Source organism: Streptomyces sp. NPDC025721 (assembly GCF_055558595.1).
In genome coordinates this window covers 81,666-97,297 of sequence record NZ_JBVHMF010000014.1, presented here as the reverse complement: position 1 = coordinate 97,297, position 15,632 = coordinate 81,666, and the positions used below count along the sequence as shown (strand labels likewise).

General features: G+C 71.4%; 15 protein-coding genes. 11 read left to right on the top strand and 4 right to left on the bottom strand.

Going from position 1 to position 15,632, the window contains the following annotated elements; genetic code table 11:
* The first annotated feature begins 17 nt into the window (after positions 1–17).
* From ACZ4EF_RS20845 to ACZ4EF_RS20820, 6 genes are all read left to right on the top strand, one after another.
* The gene (locus ACZ4EF_RS20845) at positions 18–1,202 is read left to right on the top strand and encodes an NAD(P)/FAD-dependent oxidoreductase (RefSeq protein ID WP_467505927.1); all 1,185 of its coding nucleotides are present in this window, start codon (positions 18–20) and stop codon (positions 1,200–1,202) included.
* Positions 1,199–1,459 (top strand): (2Fe-2S)-binding protein, encoded by a 261-nt coding sequence (locus ACZ4EF_RS20840; protein ID WP_391051762.1) that lies wholly within the window; start codon positions 1,199–1,201, stop codon positions 1,457–1,459. Before ACZ4EF_RS20845 ends, ACZ4EF_RS20840 begins: the two co-directional genes overlap by 4 nt.
* Positions 1,446–2,987, top strand: a complete 1,542-nt coding sequence (locus tag ACZ4EF_RS20835; protein WP_467505925.1) for an FAD-dependent oxidoreductase — start codon at positions 1,446–1,448, stop codon at positions 2,985–2,987. The genes ACZ4EF_RS20840 and ACZ4EF_RS20835 overlap by 14 nt, the downstream gene beginning before the upstream one ends.
* A gap of 10 nt (positions 2,988–2,997) precedes the next feature.
* A complete protein-coding gene (locus ACZ4EF_RS20830) occupies positions 2,998–3,927 on the top strand; it encodes a dihydrodipicolinate synthase family protein (protein ID WP_355343503.1) in 930 nt (309 codons plus the stop codon).
* A 75-nt stretch (positions 3,928–4,002) separates the two neighbouring features.
* Positions 4,003–5,451: an aldehyde dehydrogenase (NADP(+)) gene (locus ACZ4EF_RS20825; protein ID WP_467505923.1), complete on the top strand. Its 1,449-nt coding sequence runs from the start codon at positions 4,003–4,005 to the stop codon at positions 5,449–5,451.
* A 329-nt stretch (positions 5,452–5,780) separates the two neighbouring features.
* Positions 5,781–6,458, top strand: coding sequence for a GntR family transcriptional regulator (locus ACZ4EF_RS20820; RefSeq protein ID WP_355343494.1), 678 nt, complete (start codon positions 5,781–5,783; stop codon positions 6,456–6,458).
* Between the two features lie 11 nt (positions 6,459–6,469).
* On the opposite strand, the gene ACZ4EF_RS20815 is transcribed toward ACZ4EF_RS20820, so the two are convergent.
* The 3 genes from ACZ4EF_RS20815 to ACZ4EF_RS20805 form a co-directional block, all read right to left on the bottom strand.
* Positions 6,470–7,006, bottom strand: a complete 537-nt coding sequence (locus ACZ4EF_RS20815) for a TetR/AcrR family transcriptional regulator (RefSeq protein ID WP_391164301.1) — start codon at positions 7,004–7,006, stop codon at positions 6,470–6,472.
* Positions 7,003–7,326, bottom strand: coding sequence for a DMT family transporter (locus ACZ4EF_RS20810; RefSeq protein WP_188282846.1), 324 nt, complete (start codon positions 7,324–7,326; stop codon positions 7,003–7,005). The genes ACZ4EF_RS20815 and ACZ4EF_RS20810 overlap by 4 nt, the downstream gene beginning before the upstream one ends.
* Before the next feature lie 181 nt (positions 7,327–7,507).
* Positions 7,508–7,912: a MerR family transcriptional regulator gene (locus ACZ4EF_RS20805; RefSeq protein ID WP_467505920.1), complete on the bottom strand. Its 405-nt coding sequence runs from the start codon at positions 7,910–7,912 to the stop codon at positions 7,508–7,510.
* A 431-nt stretch (positions 7,913–8,343) separates the two neighbouring features.
* On the opposite strand from ACZ4EF_RS20805, the gene ACZ4EF_RS20800 reads away from it, so the two are divergent.
* On the top strand, positions 8,344–9,846 hold the full coding sequence (locus ACZ4EF_RS20800) for a SulP family inorganic anion transporter (RefSeq protein WP_467505918.1): 1,503 nt from the start codon (positions 8,344–8,346) through the stop codon (positions 9,844–9,846).
* Positions 9,847–9,894: 48 nt separating this feature from the next.
* On the opposite strand, the gene ACZ4EF_RS20795 is transcribed toward ACZ4EF_RS20800, so the two are convergent.
* Positions 9,895–10,728 (bottom strand): tat (twin-arginine translocation) pathway signal sequence, encoded by an 834-nt coding sequence (locus ACZ4EF_RS20795; protein ID WP_391164299.1) that lies wholly within the window; start codon positions 10,726–10,728, stop codon positions 9,895–9,897.
* 487 nt (positions 10,729–11,215) lie between these two features.
* Between ACZ4EF_RS20795 and ACZ4EF_RS20790 the strand changes: the two genes are divergently transcribed.
* Genes ACZ4EF_RS20790 through ACZ4EF_RS20775 form a run of 4 tightly spaced genes read left to right on the top strand, consistent with a single transcriptional unit; the run spans position 11,216 to position 15,576 of the window.
* Positions 11,216–12,448, top strand: coding sequence for an ROK family protein (locus tag ACZ4EF_RS20790; protein ID WP_355343478.1), 1,233 nt, complete (start codon positions 11,216–11,218; stop codon positions 12,446–12,448).
* Between the two features lie 5 nt (positions 12,449–12,453).
* Positions 12,454–13,740, top strand: coding sequence for an extracellular solute-binding protein (locus tag ACZ4EF_RS20785; protein WP_401857851.1), 1,287 nt, complete (start codon positions 12,454–12,456; stop codon positions 13,738–13,740).
* A gap of 16 nt (positions 13,741–13,756) precedes the next feature.
* On the top strand, positions 13,757–14,737 hold the full coding sequence (locus ACZ4EF_RS20780) for a carbohydrate ABC transporter permease (protein WP_355343472.1): 981 nt from the start codon (positions 13,757–13,759) through the stop codon (positions 14,735–14,737).
* Entirely contained in the window at positions 14,734–15,576 is an 843-nt protein-coding gene (locus ACZ4EF_RS20775) for a carbohydrate ABC transporter permease (protein ID WP_467505914.1), read from the top strand. Before ACZ4EF_RS20780 ends, ACZ4EF_RS20775 begins: the two co-directional genes overlap by 4 nt.
* The last annotated feature ends 56 nt before the right edge of the window (positions 15,577–15,632 follow it).

Sequence of the window (15,632 nt, the reverse complement as noted above, 5' to 3'; positions counted from 1 at the left end):
TGTGACATGCTACTGAAATGCGGAGTGCGGACGTCGTCATCGTGGGGGCCGGGATCATCGGGGCCTCCGTGGCCAGGAAGTTGGCCATGGGCGGATTCCGGGTGACCGTCCTGGACCGCGGCGCGTCCGCCGGAGGGACGTCGTCCAGCGGGGAGGGCAACATCCTGGTCTCCGACAAGGGCCCCGGCGCCGAACTCGACCTCGCGGTGCTGTCCGGCCGCCTGTGGACCGAATTCGCCGCCGAACTGGGGGAGGAGCTGGGGCCCGGCTTCCCCGACCTCGAGTTCGAGGCGAAGGGCGGCCTGGTGGTCGCGACGACGGGGGCGGGGGCGGACGCGCTCCTGGCATTCGCGTCCACCCAGCGGAAGGCGGGCGTGGACGCCCGTGCGGTGACGGCGGCGGAGGCCGCCGAGTTGGAACCCGACCTGACGCCGCGCGTCGAAGCGGCCGTCTTCTATCCCGGCGACGCCCAGGTCCAACCGGCCGTCGCGACGGAGGCGCTGCTCGCCTCTGCCCGTCGGCACGGCGCGCGGGTACGACAGGGCGTCATCGTTCTCGGCGGCGTCGTGGACCGCGGACGGCTCGTCGGTGTGGAGACCACGGCCGGGCGCTTCGCCGCCGGGCACACGGTCGTGGCCGCCGGACCCTGGTCCGCCGAGGTCGCGGCCGGCCTCGGCGTCCGCCTCCCGGTGCTGCCCCGACGCGGGACCGTCCTGGTCACCGCGCGCATGCCGCACCGCGTCCGGCACAAGGTGTACGACGCGGATTATGTCGGAGCCGTCGAGTCGGGGGACGCGGCCCTCCAGACGTCCAGCGTCGTCGAGTCGACGGCGGCCGGGACCGTACTCATCGGCTCCTCGCGCGAGCGCCGGGGATTCGACGAGCGGATCGAGGCCGCGGTGGTCGGCGAACTCGCCGCCAAAGCCATGCTGCTCTTCCCCTTTCTGGCCGACGTTCCGGTCATGCGCGCGTACGGCGGCTTCCGGCCGTTCGTACCCGACCACCTCCCGGTCATCGGGCCCGACCCCCGGCTGCCCGGCCTGTGGCACGCGACCGGACACGAGGGCGCGGGCATCGGGCTCGCGCCCGGCACCGCGGAACTGATCGGCGCGCTGATGACCGGCGCGGAGCCCGAGATCCCGGCCGCCCCGTACGCCGTGACCCGACCGTCGCTGGGACTGAAGGAGGAGACCACCGGATGAAGATCTCCGTGACGCTGGACGGCGAACGGCTGTCCGCCCCGCAGGGACAGACCGTCGCGGGACTGCTGATGACGCGGGGCCGGGTCTCCTGGCGCACCACCGCCGGCACCGGTCGGCCCCGCGGCCTGTTCTGCGGCATCGGCGTCTGCTTCGACTGCCTGGTGACGGTGAACGGCCTCGGTGACGTGCGGGCCTGCCAACGGCTGGTGGCCGACGGCGACATCGTCGAGACGGGGGCGAGCGATGTCGAGCGTTGACGTGCTGGTGATCGGAGCGGGACCGGCCGGGCTCGCCGCGGCTCGGGCGGCCCGGCTCAGCGGGGCGCGGGTCGTCCTGCTCGACGCGTCGGCCGTCCTGGGCGGCCAGTTCTGGCGACACGCGGCGACCGGGATTTCCGCGCCGGAAGGCCATGCGCCGACCGGGAATTCCGACGAAGACAGCCACGCGGCGGCCGGGACTTCCGCCCCGGACAGCCACGCGCCGCAGCACAAGTGGTCCCGCTTCACCGCGCTGCGCGCCGCGCTGACGCGAGACCCCGACTGCGAGATCGTCACCGGCGCCCAGGTCTGGGCGGTGGACCGCCGCGACGCGGGGCCGCCGGTCGTCCACACGCTGGTCGGCCCGGCCGACGGCGCTGACCGGCGCCGCCGGCTCTTCGAACCCCGCGCCCTGGTGATCGCCACCGGCGCGCACGAGCGCACGCTGCCGTTCCCGGGCTGGGACCTGCCGGGCGTCTACACGGCGGGCGCCGCGCAGGCGATGGCCAAGGGCGACGGCGTCGCCGTGGGCAGGCGAGTCCTGGTCGCGGGCACCGGCCCGTTCCTGCTTCCCGTGGCCACCGGCCTCCTCCACGTGGGCGCGAGCGTGGTCGGCGTCGTCGAGGCGAGCAGCTGGCGGCGGATCGCCCGCGGCTGGCTGCCCCGCCCGTACGAGATGCGGCCGAAGGACGTGCTGTCCAAGTCCGCCGAACTCGGCGGATACGTCGGCGCGTTGGCCGTACGGCGCGTCCCCTACCGCACCGGCGCGGCCGTCGTGGCCGCGCACGGCGATGACCGGGTGACAGCCGTCACCGTCGCCCGGATCACCGACGACTGGACACCGCGCGAGGGCACCGGGCGGCGTATCGAGGTCGACGCGGTGTGCGTCGGCCACGGGTTCGTCCCGCGCACCGAGATCGCCATCTCGGCGGGCTGCGCGCTCACCGCCGACGGAAGCGTGTGCGTGGACGACGAACAGCGCACCTCCGTACCCGGTGTCTACGCGGCCGGTGAGATCACCGGTATCGGCGGCGCGGACCTGGCCCTCGCCGAGGGCGAGGCGGCGGGACGAGCCGCGGCCGGTCGGGCTGCGGCCGGTCGGCCCGCTGCGGGCCGGGCCGGTGGCACCGCTGAGGTGACCCGCCACCGCGCCTTCGCCGACCGCATGCACCGCGCACACGGCATCCGGCCCGGCTGGCGGTCATGGGTCGACGACAGCACCGTCGTGTGCCGCTGCGAGGACGTGACCGCGGAGCGGTTGCGCGCCGCGGCCACCGCCACCGGGAGCTGCGGGCTGCGTTCCCTCAAGCTCAGCTCCCGCGCGGGTCTTGGCATGTGCCAGGGCCGCACCTGCGGCCGGAACGTCGAGGACCTCCTGCCGACCGCGCCGCTGGACCAGGGACGTATGGCCCAGCGCCCGATCGTCGTACCGGTCCGGCTCGGCGACATCGCCACGGTCCAGCCGGCGGCGGCCCCATCGACCACCACCCCCCTTCCCGCCGACCCCCTCAGAACACCCCACCGATGAAAGGCAGACCATGACCAGTGAGCACTTCGACCTCGGCGGCGTCATCGTCGCGACGGCGCTGCCCTACAAGCCGGACAGCTCCGCCCCCGCAGGGCTCGCCGTCGACTACGAGCGATACGCGGAGCACTGCGACTGGCTGATCAGCAACGGCTGCCGCGGCGTCGGGCCGAACGGCTCGCTCGGCGAGTACTCGTCGCTCACCGACGAGGAGCGCCGCCGCGTGGTGCAGGTGGCCGTCGAGGCCGTCGGCGGGCGCGGACTGGTACTGGCCGGTGTGCACGGCGCGGGCTGGCACCAGGCCGAGCACTGGGCCGAACTGGCCAAGGCAGACGGCGCGGACGCCGTACTCGCCCTGCCGCCCACCCTCTACCGGGCCAGCGACGAGCAGGTGGTCGAGCACTACCGGCACATCGCCGGGGTCGGCCTGCCGACGATGATCTACAACAACCCGGTCGACACCAAGGTCGACCTCCTGCCGCCCCTGATCGCGGAACTCGCCGAGATCGACGGGGTGGTCGCGGTCAAGGAGTTCAGCGGCGACGTCCGGCGGGCCTTCGAGATCAGCGAACTCTGCGACATCGACATCATCGCGGGCGCCGACGACGTCCTCCTGGAGCTGATGCTCGACGGCGCCGTCGGCTGGTTCGCGGGCTTCCCCAACACCTTCCCCGCCGAGTCCGTCGCGATCTACGAGCACATGGTCGCCGGGCGGTACGACCAGGCCCGGGAGCTCTACAAGCAACTGGTCACCGTCTTCCGCTGGGATTCGCGGACGGAATTCGTGCAGGCCATCAAGGTGGGAATGGACATGGTCGGCCGATACGGCGGCCCGTGCCGCCCGCCGCGCGGACCGCTCACCCCTGACCACGAGAAGCAGGTGCGCGCCGCGATGGACCGCGCGATCTCCGGCATCGAAGCGCTGTCCGCGGAAGCGGCCTGACATGCGGGCGCGACGACGACTGCGCCCGGCAGCCGGCCCGTGTCCAGCAGCTCTCGCGCCGTCCGAGGAGGCGGCATGGATCTGACCGAGACCTCCCCGGCCGAGCGCGCGGCGCTGCTCAACGCGATCGCGGACGCGCTGTCGTCCGCGGCCGACGAGCTGATCCCGCTCGCCATGGCGGAGACCGGACTGGCCGAGGCACGCCTGACCGGAGAGCTGAAGCGCACGGTCGTACAACTGCGGATGTTCGCCGACGTGTGCGCCGAGGGGGAGTTCCTCGACGTGCGGCTCGACGCGGCCGACCCGGACTTCGTCCTGGGCCCCCGTCCCGACCTGCGGCGGTTCAATCTGCCGGTGGGTCCGGTGCTGGTGTTCGCCGCGAGCAACTTCCCCTTCGCGTTCTCCGTCGCCGGAGGCGACACGGCTTCCGCGCTGGCGGCCGGCTGTCCGGTGATCCTGAAGGCGCACCCCGGCCACCCGCGGCTGTCGGCGCTGACCGCCGAGAAGGTGCGGGCCGCGGTGGCCACGGCCGGCCTGCCCGCGGAGACCTTCGACGTGGTCCACGACCAGGACGCCGCCGTGCGGCTGCTACGCGACGACGACCGGATCGCCGCGGCGGCGTTCACCGGCTCCTACAAGGTCGGCCGACTGCTCGCCGCGATCGCCGCCGGACGTGAGCGCCCGATCCCCTTCTACGGCGAACTGGGCAGCGTGAACCCGGTCGTCGTGACACCGGGCGCGCTGGCCGAGCGGGCCGACACCCTCGCGACCGGCTTCGTGGCCAGCGTGTCCGGCTCGGCGGGACAGCTCTGCACCAAACCCGGCTTCCTCTTCCTTCCGGACGGCCACGGCCTCGCCGACACGCTCGGCTCGGCGGCGGGCGCGGTGCCCGGCCACCCGCTGCTGCACGAGGGCATAGCCGCCGCCTACACCCCGCGCCGCGCCGCCGTGCTCGCGACCCCAGGCGTGTCCGTACTGGCCGAGGGATCGGTGGAGGTCGAGGTATCCGGCCGGAGCCTGGCCGCACCGACCCTGGTCGAGGTCGGACTCGGCGATCTGCTGAAGCACCGCGCCACACTGCTCGACGAGGCGTTCGGTCCCCTGTCGGTCGTCGTGCGCTACGACCCCGACCGCCTCGACCTCCTGGTGGCGGCGGTCGGGGAGCTGTTCCCCGGCGCGCTCACCGCCACGGTGCATCGCGCCGCGGGGGAGAGCGACGCGTGGCTGCGCGGCCTTGTCGCGGTGCTGAGGGAACGGGTGGGCCGCCTGCTGTTCGACGGCTGGCCGACCGGCGTCGCGGTGACCCCCGCGATGCAGCACGGGGGGCCATTTCCCGCCACCACCGCCCCGGCGACGACGTCCGTCGGCACGGCCGCGATCCAGCGCTTCCTGCGCCCAGTGGTCTTCCAGGACTGCCCGCCGGAGCTGCTGCCCGCGCCGTTGCGCGACGACAACCCCTGGCGGGTTCCCCAGCGGCGCGCGGCGGCGGGTGCGTCGCAGAACTGGGGACACCGCTCCGCCTGACAGCGGCTGGCGGCGGTCACCGGGCGGAACCGGAATCCGGACACGTCGATCGCCGCCATGGTGCCGGGCAAGCAGATCCGGCGCACCGCCCAGGTGGCACTCGACGCGACCCGTCCGTTCCACGACCGGGACACCTACCGCCGAGGACGCGGCAGCGGCCGGATTGGACGGACTCACCGTGCGCGGGCCACGCCCCGACGGCCGGGGCGTTCCGGCCGCCGCATTCGACACGGTCGTCCCGACACACGCCGCGTGCGGGACCTGACCGATCGGTAAGATGTGCCATTGCACTGACAGGGAATGGCTGTCGACTGGTGATGGGGACGATCATGGCGATTGAGGACAGCACATCTCTGGGGCTGCTCACCCCCTCGACCAGCCTGCGCGAGCGGGTCGAGGAGGCGATCGCCGCGGCCATCGTCTCCGGTCAGATGCCCGCGGGCGAGGTGTTCTCCGCGCCGACCCTCGCCGCCCGCTTCGGCGTCTCGGCCACCCCGGTCCGCGAGGCCATGCTCAACCTCGCCAAGCGCGGCATGGTCGAGATCCTGCGCAACAAGGGCTTCCGCGTCACCGCCGTGAGCGAGGACGATCTGCGCGCGATCGTCGACGTCCGCCAACTGCTCGAAGCCCCGGCGGTCCGCCGCCTGTCGGGCCGGCTCACCCCCACCGACCTGGCCCATCTGCGCGGCCTCGCCGAGGAGATCGTGCGCGGCGCCCGTGACGGCGACCTCGCCCGCTACCTCCAGGCCGACACGACCTTCCACCTCACCCTGCTCAAGCTCGTCGGCAACACGCGCCTGCACGACATCGTCGCCGACCTCCGCGCCCAGACCCGCCTCACCGGCCTCGCCGACCTGGTCGCCACCGAAGAACTCCAGGCATCCGCCCGCGAGCACCTGGAGATGCTCGACCTCCTCGAAGCGGGCTCCGCCGACGCGTGCGAAGACCTCATGGTCCGCCACATCGGCCACGTCCTCGGCTGGTGGTCCGGCCACACCGAAGCCTGACTTCTTCCCCCTTAGCCGAGCAGGGCGGCGAGGGTCGCCGACAGCGAAGCCGCGCTCAGGGGCTCGTCGCGGGTGAGGGCGTGGAGGAGAGCGCCGTCGAGGTACGTGACGGCCGCTCGCGCGGCTCGCGGGCTGGCGTACGCGGTGAGGATGTCGGTGAGGCCGTCGGCCCAGACACGTGCGGCGGGGCGGAGTTCGGGGCGGTAGGCGGCGGCGAGGTAGAGCTGCATCTCGGTCAGGGCGCGGGGACGGTCGGCGAGATAGGCGGCGGTCAGCTCGGCCAGCGCGGCCGGAACGTCGGCGCTGTCGTGGAGAGCCGTCTCCCAGGCGCGCAGCTCCTGCGCCGAGAGGTCGGCGGCGTAGCGGAGCGCGGCGGCGGTGAGGTCGTCCAGGCTCGCGAAGTAGTACGTGGTCGCGCCGAGCGGCACCCCGGCGCGCGCGGCGACGAGGCGGTGCGTGACGGCGTCCACCCCGGACTCGGCGATGACCTGGCACGCGGCCTCGGTGATCCGCCGCCGACGCCCCTCGGGATCGCGCCGCCCGGTCAATGCGCACCGCTGAGGTTCAGCACCGCCACCCCGGCGACCACCAGGGCCACCCCGAGGACCTTCACCGCCGTGACCGGCTCGCCCAGGAAGAGCGCCCCGATGATGACGATCAGCGTCGTCCCCAGCCCCGACCACACGGCGTACCCCACACTGACCTGCAACCCCTTCTGCACGGCCACCGCCAGGGCGACGAACGCGCCCGCGTACGCGACCAGGCACACCACCGTCGGCCACAGCCTGGTGAACCCCTCGGTGCTCTTGAGCAGGCTGGTGCCCAGCACCTCCGCCACGATGGCCAGACCGAGCAATACGTACGGCACGCCGGACGCCTCCCGAGTAGTACGGATGTACAAGTACAAACGTACTACTCGGTGGTCTCACGTCGTGGCCCGGGCGCCGGCGAGAAGACGCGCGAACGGCGGGACAGAGGTCGGCGAGCGCCGCCCTGAGGGCCGCTCACGGCGGGCACCGCTCCGGGTCCGGACGGGCGGTGACGGGAGGTCAGGGCCGGGGGGTGCGGTCCAGGCGTACGCGGAGGGTCGCGGCGAAGTCCTCGGCGCGCGCCAACTGGACGCGCAGATCGTGGATCTTCTGGACGGCGGCCTGCTCGTAGGCCCTGACGCGCTCCAGGAGCGCGTCGCGCTCGGCGCCCGGAGCGAGGTCCGCCGCGTCGAGCCGGTCGGTGGCGTCGAGGAGGTCGCGCATCTCCTCCAGGGTGAAGCCGAGCGGCTTCATCCGGCGGATGACCACGAGGCGGGCGACGTCGGTCTCGGTGTAGAGCCGGAAACCGCCCTGGGACCGGGCGGAGGGGGTGACCAGTCCGGCCTCCTCGTAGTGCCGGATCGTCCGCAGGGACAGCTCGGTTCGTTCGGCGACCTCGCCGATCTGCATGTGTGTGCTGCCCACGACCGTCTTCTCGGCCCCTTCTCGTCGCGGGACGCCGCCCCGGTGGTGAACCGCCCCGTCCCGTGCGGGCCTGAACCCATCTCTACCCTAACGTTAGGGTAGAGTCGCTGCTGTTGAGGACGACGTGCGTCGTTCCCCAACGGTGCGCGGCTCCGTCGTGTCCGCCCACCGCCGTGTCGGGGCCGACGACGCCCCCGCTCATTTCGCGAGCAGGAGAGACGAAGCGTGCGCATGCCACAGCCGTACGCCGCCTGCTGCCCGCCGTGACATCACCAGCGTACTGAGTCGCCTCCGCCAACTGCCGTGCGGCTCGGCCGCGCTCCCGGACGTCCGCCCGCGCCGACGGGCGATCCGCGCACCGCCGTCCCGGCCCTGCGCCCCACGACCGCGCTGCCCCGACCGGCCGCGCCCGAGCACGACAGGTCACCCCGGTGTTGCCGACCTCCTTCCCGTTCCCGTCCGCGCGCCTGCGCGCTCTGCCCCCGCCCCCGTGGCTGTCCCCGAAGGTCTTCCGCGTCGAGGTCCTGGCCGGTCTGGTCGTCGGACTCGCGCTGATCCCGGAGGCGATCTCGTTCTCCGTCATCGCGGGCGTCGACCCCAAGGTCGGCCTGTTCGCCGCCTGCACCATGGCGATGGTCATCGCGTTCGTCGGCGGCCGGCCCGCGATGATCTCCGCCTCCACCGGCGCGGTCGCGCTCGTCGTCGCTCCCGTGGCCCGCCAGCACGGTCTCGGCTACCTCATCGCCACGGTGATCCTCGCCGGGATCATCCAGATCGCGCTGGGCGCGCTCGGCGTGGCCACGCTCATGCGGTTCGTACCGCGCGCGGTGATGGTCGGCTTCGTCAACGCGCTCGGCATCCTGCTGTTCGCCGCGCAGATCCCCAACCTCCACGACGTGCCGTGGCAGGTCTATCCGCTGGTCGCGGCCGGTCTGGCGATGATGGTGTTCTTCCCCCGGCTGACCAGGGCGGTGCCCGCGCCGCTGGTCTCGATCGTGATCCTCACCGTGGTCACCGTCGCCGCCGGTATCGCGGTGCCCACCGTCGGGGACAAGGGCAAACTGCCCTCCTCGCTGCCGGTGCCAGGACTGCCGGACGTGCCCTTCACCGTCCACACCCTGACCGTCATCGCCCCCTACGCGCTGGCGATGGCGCTGGTGGGGCTGATGGAGTCGCTGATGACCGCCAAGCTCGTGGACGAGATGACCGACACCCACTCCAACAAGACCCGTGAGTCCATCGGGCAGGGCGTCGCCAACATCGTCACCGGCTTCTTCGGCGGCATGGGCGGCTGCGCGATGATCGGCCAGACGATGATCAACGTCAAGAACGGCGCGCGGACCCGCCTGTCCACCTTCCTGGCCGGGTTCTTCCTGCTCATCTTGTGCATCGTGCTCGGCCCGGTCGTCTCCCACATCCCCATGGCCGCCCTCGTGGCTGTCATGGTCCTGGTCTCGGTCGGCACGTTCGACTGGCACTCGATCAAGCCCGCCACCCTCAAACGGATGCCGGCCGGGGAGACCGTGGTGATGGCCGTGACCGTCGCGGTCGTCGTCGCGACCAGCAATCTGTCCATCGGCGTCGTCGTCGGCACGATCACCGCCATGGTGATCTTCGCCCGCCGCGTCGCCCGCTTCACCGAGGTCACCGCCGTCACCGACCCGGACGGCGACAGCGTCGTCTACGCCGTGACCGGCGAGCTCTTCTTCGCCTCCTCCAATGACCTGGTGACCCGCTTCGACTACGCCGCCGACCCCCGCACCGTCGTCATCGACCTGACCGACGCGCACATCTGGGACGCCTCCTCCGTCGCGGCCCTGGACACGGTCACCGCCAAGTACGCCGCCCGCGGCAAGAGCGTGGAGATCGTCGGCCTCAACCGGGCCAGCGCCCAGATGCACGGCAAGCTCACCGGTGAACTCACCAGCACGTGACACGCGTGTCCGGGGCGGCCGACCTCAGCGGCGGTCGCCCCGGACGGGTCACCACCCGCCGGCGAAGAAGTCGGCCAGCGCCTGCGGCGAGTGCGCGGCGCTGCTGGCGTTCGCGAAGGCGATGACGAGCACGATGAGCGTCATCGCCGCGCCGGCGGCGACGCCGAACGTCATCGTGCGCTTCGACCGGGCGTCGGCCGCCGCCCTGGACCGCCTCCACAACAGGACGCATCCGACCGCCGCCGCGAGCGCGACGAGCGCGGCCATGGCGGCCAGGACGGCGTGGTAGACGGCGAAGTCGTTGACCATGACGGTGAGCGCGGGGGAGTGCTGACCGGCGGGATAGTCGGCGAGCTGCCTGCGTACGTCGGTCAGGGTTCCGTCGAGTGCGCGGTCCGTGCCGCCCCCGGTCAGCATGGGAAGCAGCGAGGCGAACGGCGCCGCCGCGCCCTGCACGTTGGCCACCAGCGCCACCAGGGCGAAGAGCCCGAGGAGCGTGACGACGGCCCCGGGCGCCACGACGGACAAGCGTCCCACGCGCCCGCCGGTCCGCTGCCTGGCCTGGCGCCACAGGACGACGCCCAGCGCCACGACGGTGGCGAGGAGCAGCGCCGAGACACCGGCTTTCACCACGTGAAAGCGGAACCAGAAGCTCACCGTCGCGTCCAGTTGGCCCGGAAAGCCCTCCCTGCCCGAGCCCCAGTAGGCGACCATCCCGCGACGGAACGTGTCGCTGACGTTCCCCGTGTTGACCGAACTGCGGGCGAGCGCGTTCGGCGCGATGAAGAAGGCGACCAGAAGCACCCCGGTCAAGGCGGTCAGCGCCCCGGCCTGCCGTCGCGGCGTGGCGGTCAAGCGGGGCAGAAGTCCCAAGCTGTTCATGTAGATCTTCCCGAGTAGGAGCGAGCGCCGTTCCGCGCGAGGTCCGGGAGCCGCGTCTCCTCCGCGATCCCCGCAACCGGAAGCTATCGAGACCGCGCCCCGCCGGTCTGTGGGGCCAGCCTCCAACTCGGGGTGGGGTTAACCCCCTTCCCCGGGCGGCGCGGACGTCTCCCCGGTGCGCGTGCGTACATGGCGACGCCGAACTGCGGTGCGCCAGGCCCGCGTTGGCTCCACGCGTCAGACGCCCCGCGCCCCCCGACCCGCTCCCGCCCGGCCGCGGACTCCCCCCGCACAGCGGCGCGCCCCGGCCCCGGGCCCATCACACACCCCGCACGCCTCCGCGGCACCGGCGGCTCCGCCGCATCTCGGAGCCGTCACCATCCGTGACCACTCGTGCTTTACCGGAATGTGATCCGCATGTCTGGATCTGTTCGCCGATTGGTCGCTACAGTAAGCGCATCGAATTAATCTCAGCCTGAGAGGAATTGTGGCAACTACCTCGCTACCCCGAGCGTCCAACCGCAGCGCGGTCCTGGCGGCGCTGCTCTCGGGTGCCCAGATGGACCGTCAGCAGTTGATCGCGACCACCGGCCTGAGCCGGGCGACCGTGTTCCGGATCGTCGACGACCTGATGGAGGACCGGCTCGTCCACGAGGGCGAAAGACTGGTGCGCGAAGGCCCCGGCAGACAGTCCACCGCGGTCGGTTTCAACGCCGACTCGGCTCTGGTCTGCGGAATCGACCTCGGCGGCACCAACTGCCGGGTCGTGGTCGCCGACGCGCTGGGCCGCGCGGTGATCAGGAGCCGGGACGCGACTCCGCGCGGCGCGACCGACGAGGAGCTGGCCCGGTGGGTGGCCGACCGGGTCACCGGCCTGGTCACCCGGTACCGGGAGGACGCGCCTTTGCGGGCGGTCACGATCGGCCTGCCCGGTGTGGTCAGCGGCGACGGCACGACCGTCCTCGCGTCGCACAATCTCGGCCAGATCAAGGGCACCGCTTTCATCGACGCGGTCTCCGACTTCGTCGGAGTTCCGCTTACTGTCGGTAACGACTCCAACGTCGCCATGCTCGGTGAGCTCCAGTACGGATCGCTCCCCGACCGGGAGACCGCGGTCCTGCTGGCGATGGGCACCGGCCTCGGCTCCGCGGTCTCGATCGACGGGCGCGTCCTGCTCGGCGAGCAGGGGCTGCTGGGCGAGTTCGGACGGCTCCCGCTGCCCGGCCGCGCCGAGCGGCTGCGCGATCTGCTGTCCGGCGCGGACCTGGTCGCGTACGCCGCCACCCGCGGCGTACAGGTCCGCGGCGCCCAGGAACTGTTCGCGGACCCGGTGACGTACGCCGATCTCCTCGCCGAGGTGCACGCCTCGCTCGCCCACCTCGTGTCGATCGTCGCGCTCGCCTACGAGCCGAAGACCGTGGTGCTGACCGGCGGATTCTCCGAGTCGTTCGGCGCCGACGCGCTCACGGCCATCAGCGACCAGGTCGCGGAGACCGTCGGGGTGCGCAGCGCGGTCAGGCACTCCGACCTGGGGGACTCCGCGGGGCTCCTCGGCGCCATGGCGTCCTCCCTCGACCGGCACTACACGTCGCTCGGCATCAGCGCCGAGCACATCGCGGGCATCGACGTCGACCGGCACCTGGTGCTCGAACGGCTCGGCGCATGCCCCACAACCAGCACCACGCAGGGCGACCAGCCCACCCCAGCAGCAGAAAGGTGAGAAGGATGAACCGTGCACGGTGGCGGTACGCGGTCACGTCGGTCCCGGTCATGGCGCTCGCGCTGACGGCCTGTGGCGGCAGCGGCGGCGCGGACGCCGCTTCCGACGGCAAGCTGACGGTCTGGATGATGACCGGCGGCCCCGGTGACAACGCGCTCATCAAGGACGTCAACGCCGCGTTCGCCAAGCAGCACCCCGACATGAAGGTCGATGTCCAGATCCAGCAGTGGGACGGCATCGCCACGAAGATCACCACGGCGCTGGCCAGCGGGAATCCGCCGGACATCGTGGAGATGGGCAATACGCAGACCCCGCTTCAGACGTACTCCGGGGGCCTCGCCGACCTCACCGCCGAGAAGGCCGGCTTCGAGAACTCGGCGAAGTGGCTGGCGGGGCTGTCCGGCCCGTCGCAGTACGACGGCAAGCTCTACGCCACACCGCTCTACGGCGGCACGAAGGTCGTCATGTACAACAAGAAGCTCTTCGCCGACGCGGGCATCCAGCAGCCGCCGACGACGGTCGCCGAGCTCCAGGAGAACTGCGGGAAGCTGGCGGCGGCCAACAAGAAGACGGCGAATTTCTCCGGCTTCTACCTGCCGGGCCAGTACTGGTTCAACGGCATGCCGTTCCTGTTCGGCAAGGGCGGCACCATCGCCACGCAGAAGGACGGCACCTGGAAGGCCGAGATGTCCTCACCGGCCAACCAGGCGGGCCTCGCCGCGTGGCGCACCTTCCAGAACACCTGCTCCACCAAGTCCTCGGTCGGCGTCAACACCGACAGCCCCGACCAGGACCAGCTCTTCGCCGACGGCAAGGCCGCGATGGTCTACGTCAAGGCGTGGGAGCCCGCGGCGGTCCTGGAGAAGAACCCCGCGCTCAAGGACGACATCGGCTTCTTCGCGATGCCGGGCTACACCGCGGAAAAGACCATGCCGGTGATCGTGTCCGGCTCGACCATCGGCATCGCGGCCAACAGCCCCGACAAGAAGGCCGCGCAGGACTGGCTGCGGATCATCACCGGCAAGCAGTTCCAGCAGAAGATGGCGCTCACCCTCAATCTGCTGCCGATCTCGCCGGACTTCACCCCGACCGGTGTTCCCGAGCAGTTGACCGTCGCGTCGAAGGCGGCGGAGATCAGCCAGCCGCTGCCGGGCAGTCCGGGCGAGGCGACGCTGGAGACCGAGCGGTACAACGAGCAGTTCTTCTCGAAGATCGCGGGCGGCGCCGATATCGCCAAGGCGTCCGCCGACTACGACAAGCACGCCACCGACGCATTCAACTCGCTCCACTAGGACCTCGGGGAACCCGATGGCAATGACCGAAAAGCGGAGCGCCCGGCGCGCTCCGACCGGTGTCCGCCCCCGGCCGCAGGCCCGGGGCGGCGCCGCCCGGCGGCGTCTGCTGCCGTGGGCGATGATCGCCCCCGCGGCTGTCGCGCTGCTGTTGATCCAGGGGTATCCCCTGCTCCGCCTGCTGGTGCTGTCCACGCAGGATTTCGGCCCCCGGTCGCTGTTCACCGGGCACGCCGATTTCGTGGGCGTCGACAATTTCACCCACCTGTTCTCCGACGCGGACTTCCGCTCGGTCCTGCTGCGCACGGTGGTCTTCACCGTGGTGTGCGTGGCACTGCTGATGGTGCTCGGATTCCTGATCGCGCATCTGCTGACCGGCGTCTCGGCGTGGGCCCGCGTGGTCACGACCGTGTCGCTGGTCCTGGTGTGGGCGATGCCGATGGTCGCGGCGACGCTGGTGTGGCAGTGGATGTACCAGCCGCAGTACGGGGTCGCGAACTGGCTGCTCACCAAGGTGCGGGTCTTCGGAGACCTCACCGCGTACGACTGGTTCTCCCACCCCCACCAGGCGCTCGGGCTCGTCATCCTGCTCACGGTCTGGAAGGGCCTGCCGTTCGTCGCGCTGACGCTCTTCGCGGCGCGCGGCCAGATATCCGAGTCGCTGTACGAGGCGGCGCGCCTGGACGGTGCGGGGACGCTACAGACATTCCGGCACATCACGATTCCGGTGCTGCGGCCGGTGCTGGCGATCCTGACCCTGCTGGAGGTCATCTGGTCGGTGAATTCGTTCACCCCGATCTGGGTGCTGACGCAGGGCGGGCCCGACGGGCAGACCACGACGCTCGGGGTGTACGCGTACATCACCGCCTTCAGCCGCAACGACTACGGCAGCGGCGCGACGATCGCGGTGGTGACCGTACTGATCCTCGCCGTGTTCTCCGTCGCCTACGTCCGCAGGACGGCGAAGCAGGGAGACGACCAGGGAGAGACGGCATGAGTATGCGCATGACCCCCGCGCGGCGCCGCCGCGGCGTCAACAACACGATCGCCGTGGTGATCTCCGCGGTGATGCTCTTCCCCGTCTACTGGATGGTGGCCACCGCGCTGAAGCCGCGCGGGAAGATCCTCAGCGCGGTGCCGCAGTTCATTCCCTGGCCGATCAGCCTGGGCAACTTCCAACGCGCCCTGGCCAAACCGCACTTCTGGGTGTTCGTGCGCAATTCGCTGACGGTGACCCTGTCGTCGGTGGTGCTGTCGCTGGTCATCGCGCTGTTCGCGGCGATCGCCATCGCCCGTTTCCGGTTCGCGGGGCGGAAGGTGCTGCTGGCGATCCTCGTTCTGGTGCAGATGATTCCGGCGGCGGCCATGGTCATCCCGGTGTATCTGATGCTGCGCTCGATCAACGCGCTGGATTACGTACCCGGCCTGGTGCTGACGTACATGACGTTCGTGCTGCCGTTCACGATCTGGACGCTGCGCGGCTTCGTGGACGGGGTCCCGGTGGAACTGGAGGAGGCGGCGCTGGTCGACGGGTGCGGCCGGTTCCAGATGTACGTACGGGTGCTGCTGCCGCTGCTGATGCCGGGCATCGTCGCCACTTCCATCTTCGCGTTCGTCAACGCGTGGGACGACTATCTGTTCGCCTACGTGATCATGAAATCGCAGGGCAATTACACGCTCCCGGTGTGGCTGGTGTCGTTCAAGACGTCGGAGAGCGTCGATTACGGCGCGATGATCGCCGCCTCCACCATTTTCTCGCTGCCGGTCCTGGTCTTCTTCCTGCTGGTGCAGCGCCGTCTTGTCGGCGGTATGACCAGCGGCGCGGTCAAGGGATGACCCGCGTGCCGCGTACCGGACCGGCTTTCGCTGTAGGGCTTACCGATCGAAGGAGT

Coding starts and splice junctions, on each gene's coding strand:
- ACZ4EF_RS20795 (WP_391164299.1), bottom strand. CDS start 10,728: ATGAACAGCTTGGGACTTCTGCCCCGCTTGACCGCCACGCCGCGACGG.
- ACZ4EF_RS20820 (WP_355343494.1), top strand. CDS start 5,781: ATGGCGATTGAGGACAGCACATCTCTGGGGCTGCTCACCCCCTCGACC.
- ACZ4EF_RS20785 (WP_401857851.1), top strand. CDS start 12,454: ATGAACCGTGCACGGTGGCGGTACGCGGTCACGTCGGTCCCGGTCATG.
- ACZ4EF_RS20775 (WP_467505914.1), top strand. CDS start 14,734: ATGAGTATGCGCATGACCCCCGCGCGGCGCCGCCGCGGCGTCAACAAC.
- ACZ4EF_RS20835 (WP_467505925.1), top strand. CDS start 1,446: ATGTCGAGCGTTGACGTGCTGGTGATCGGAGCGGGACCGGCCGGGCTC.
- ACZ4EF_RS20830 (WP_355343503.1), top strand. CDS start 2,998: ATGACCAGTGAGCACTTCGACCTCGGCGGCGTCATCGTCGCGACGGCG.
- ACZ4EF_RS20840 (WP_391051762.1), top strand. CDS start 1,199: ATGAAGATCTCCGTGACGCTGGACGGCGAACGGCTGTCCGCCCCGCAG.
- ACZ4EF_RS20845 (WP_467505927.1), top strand. CDS start 18: ATGCGGAGTGCGGACGTCGTCATCGTGGGGGCCGGGATCATCGGGGCC.
- ACZ4EF_RS20780 (WP_355343472.1), top strand. CDS start 13,757: ATGGCAATGACCGAAAAGCGGAGCGCCCGGCGCGCTCCGACCGGTGTC.
- ACZ4EF_RS20825 (WP_467505923.1), top strand. CDS start 4,003: ATGGATCTGACCGAGACCTCCCCGGCCGAGCGCGCGGCGCTGCTCAAC.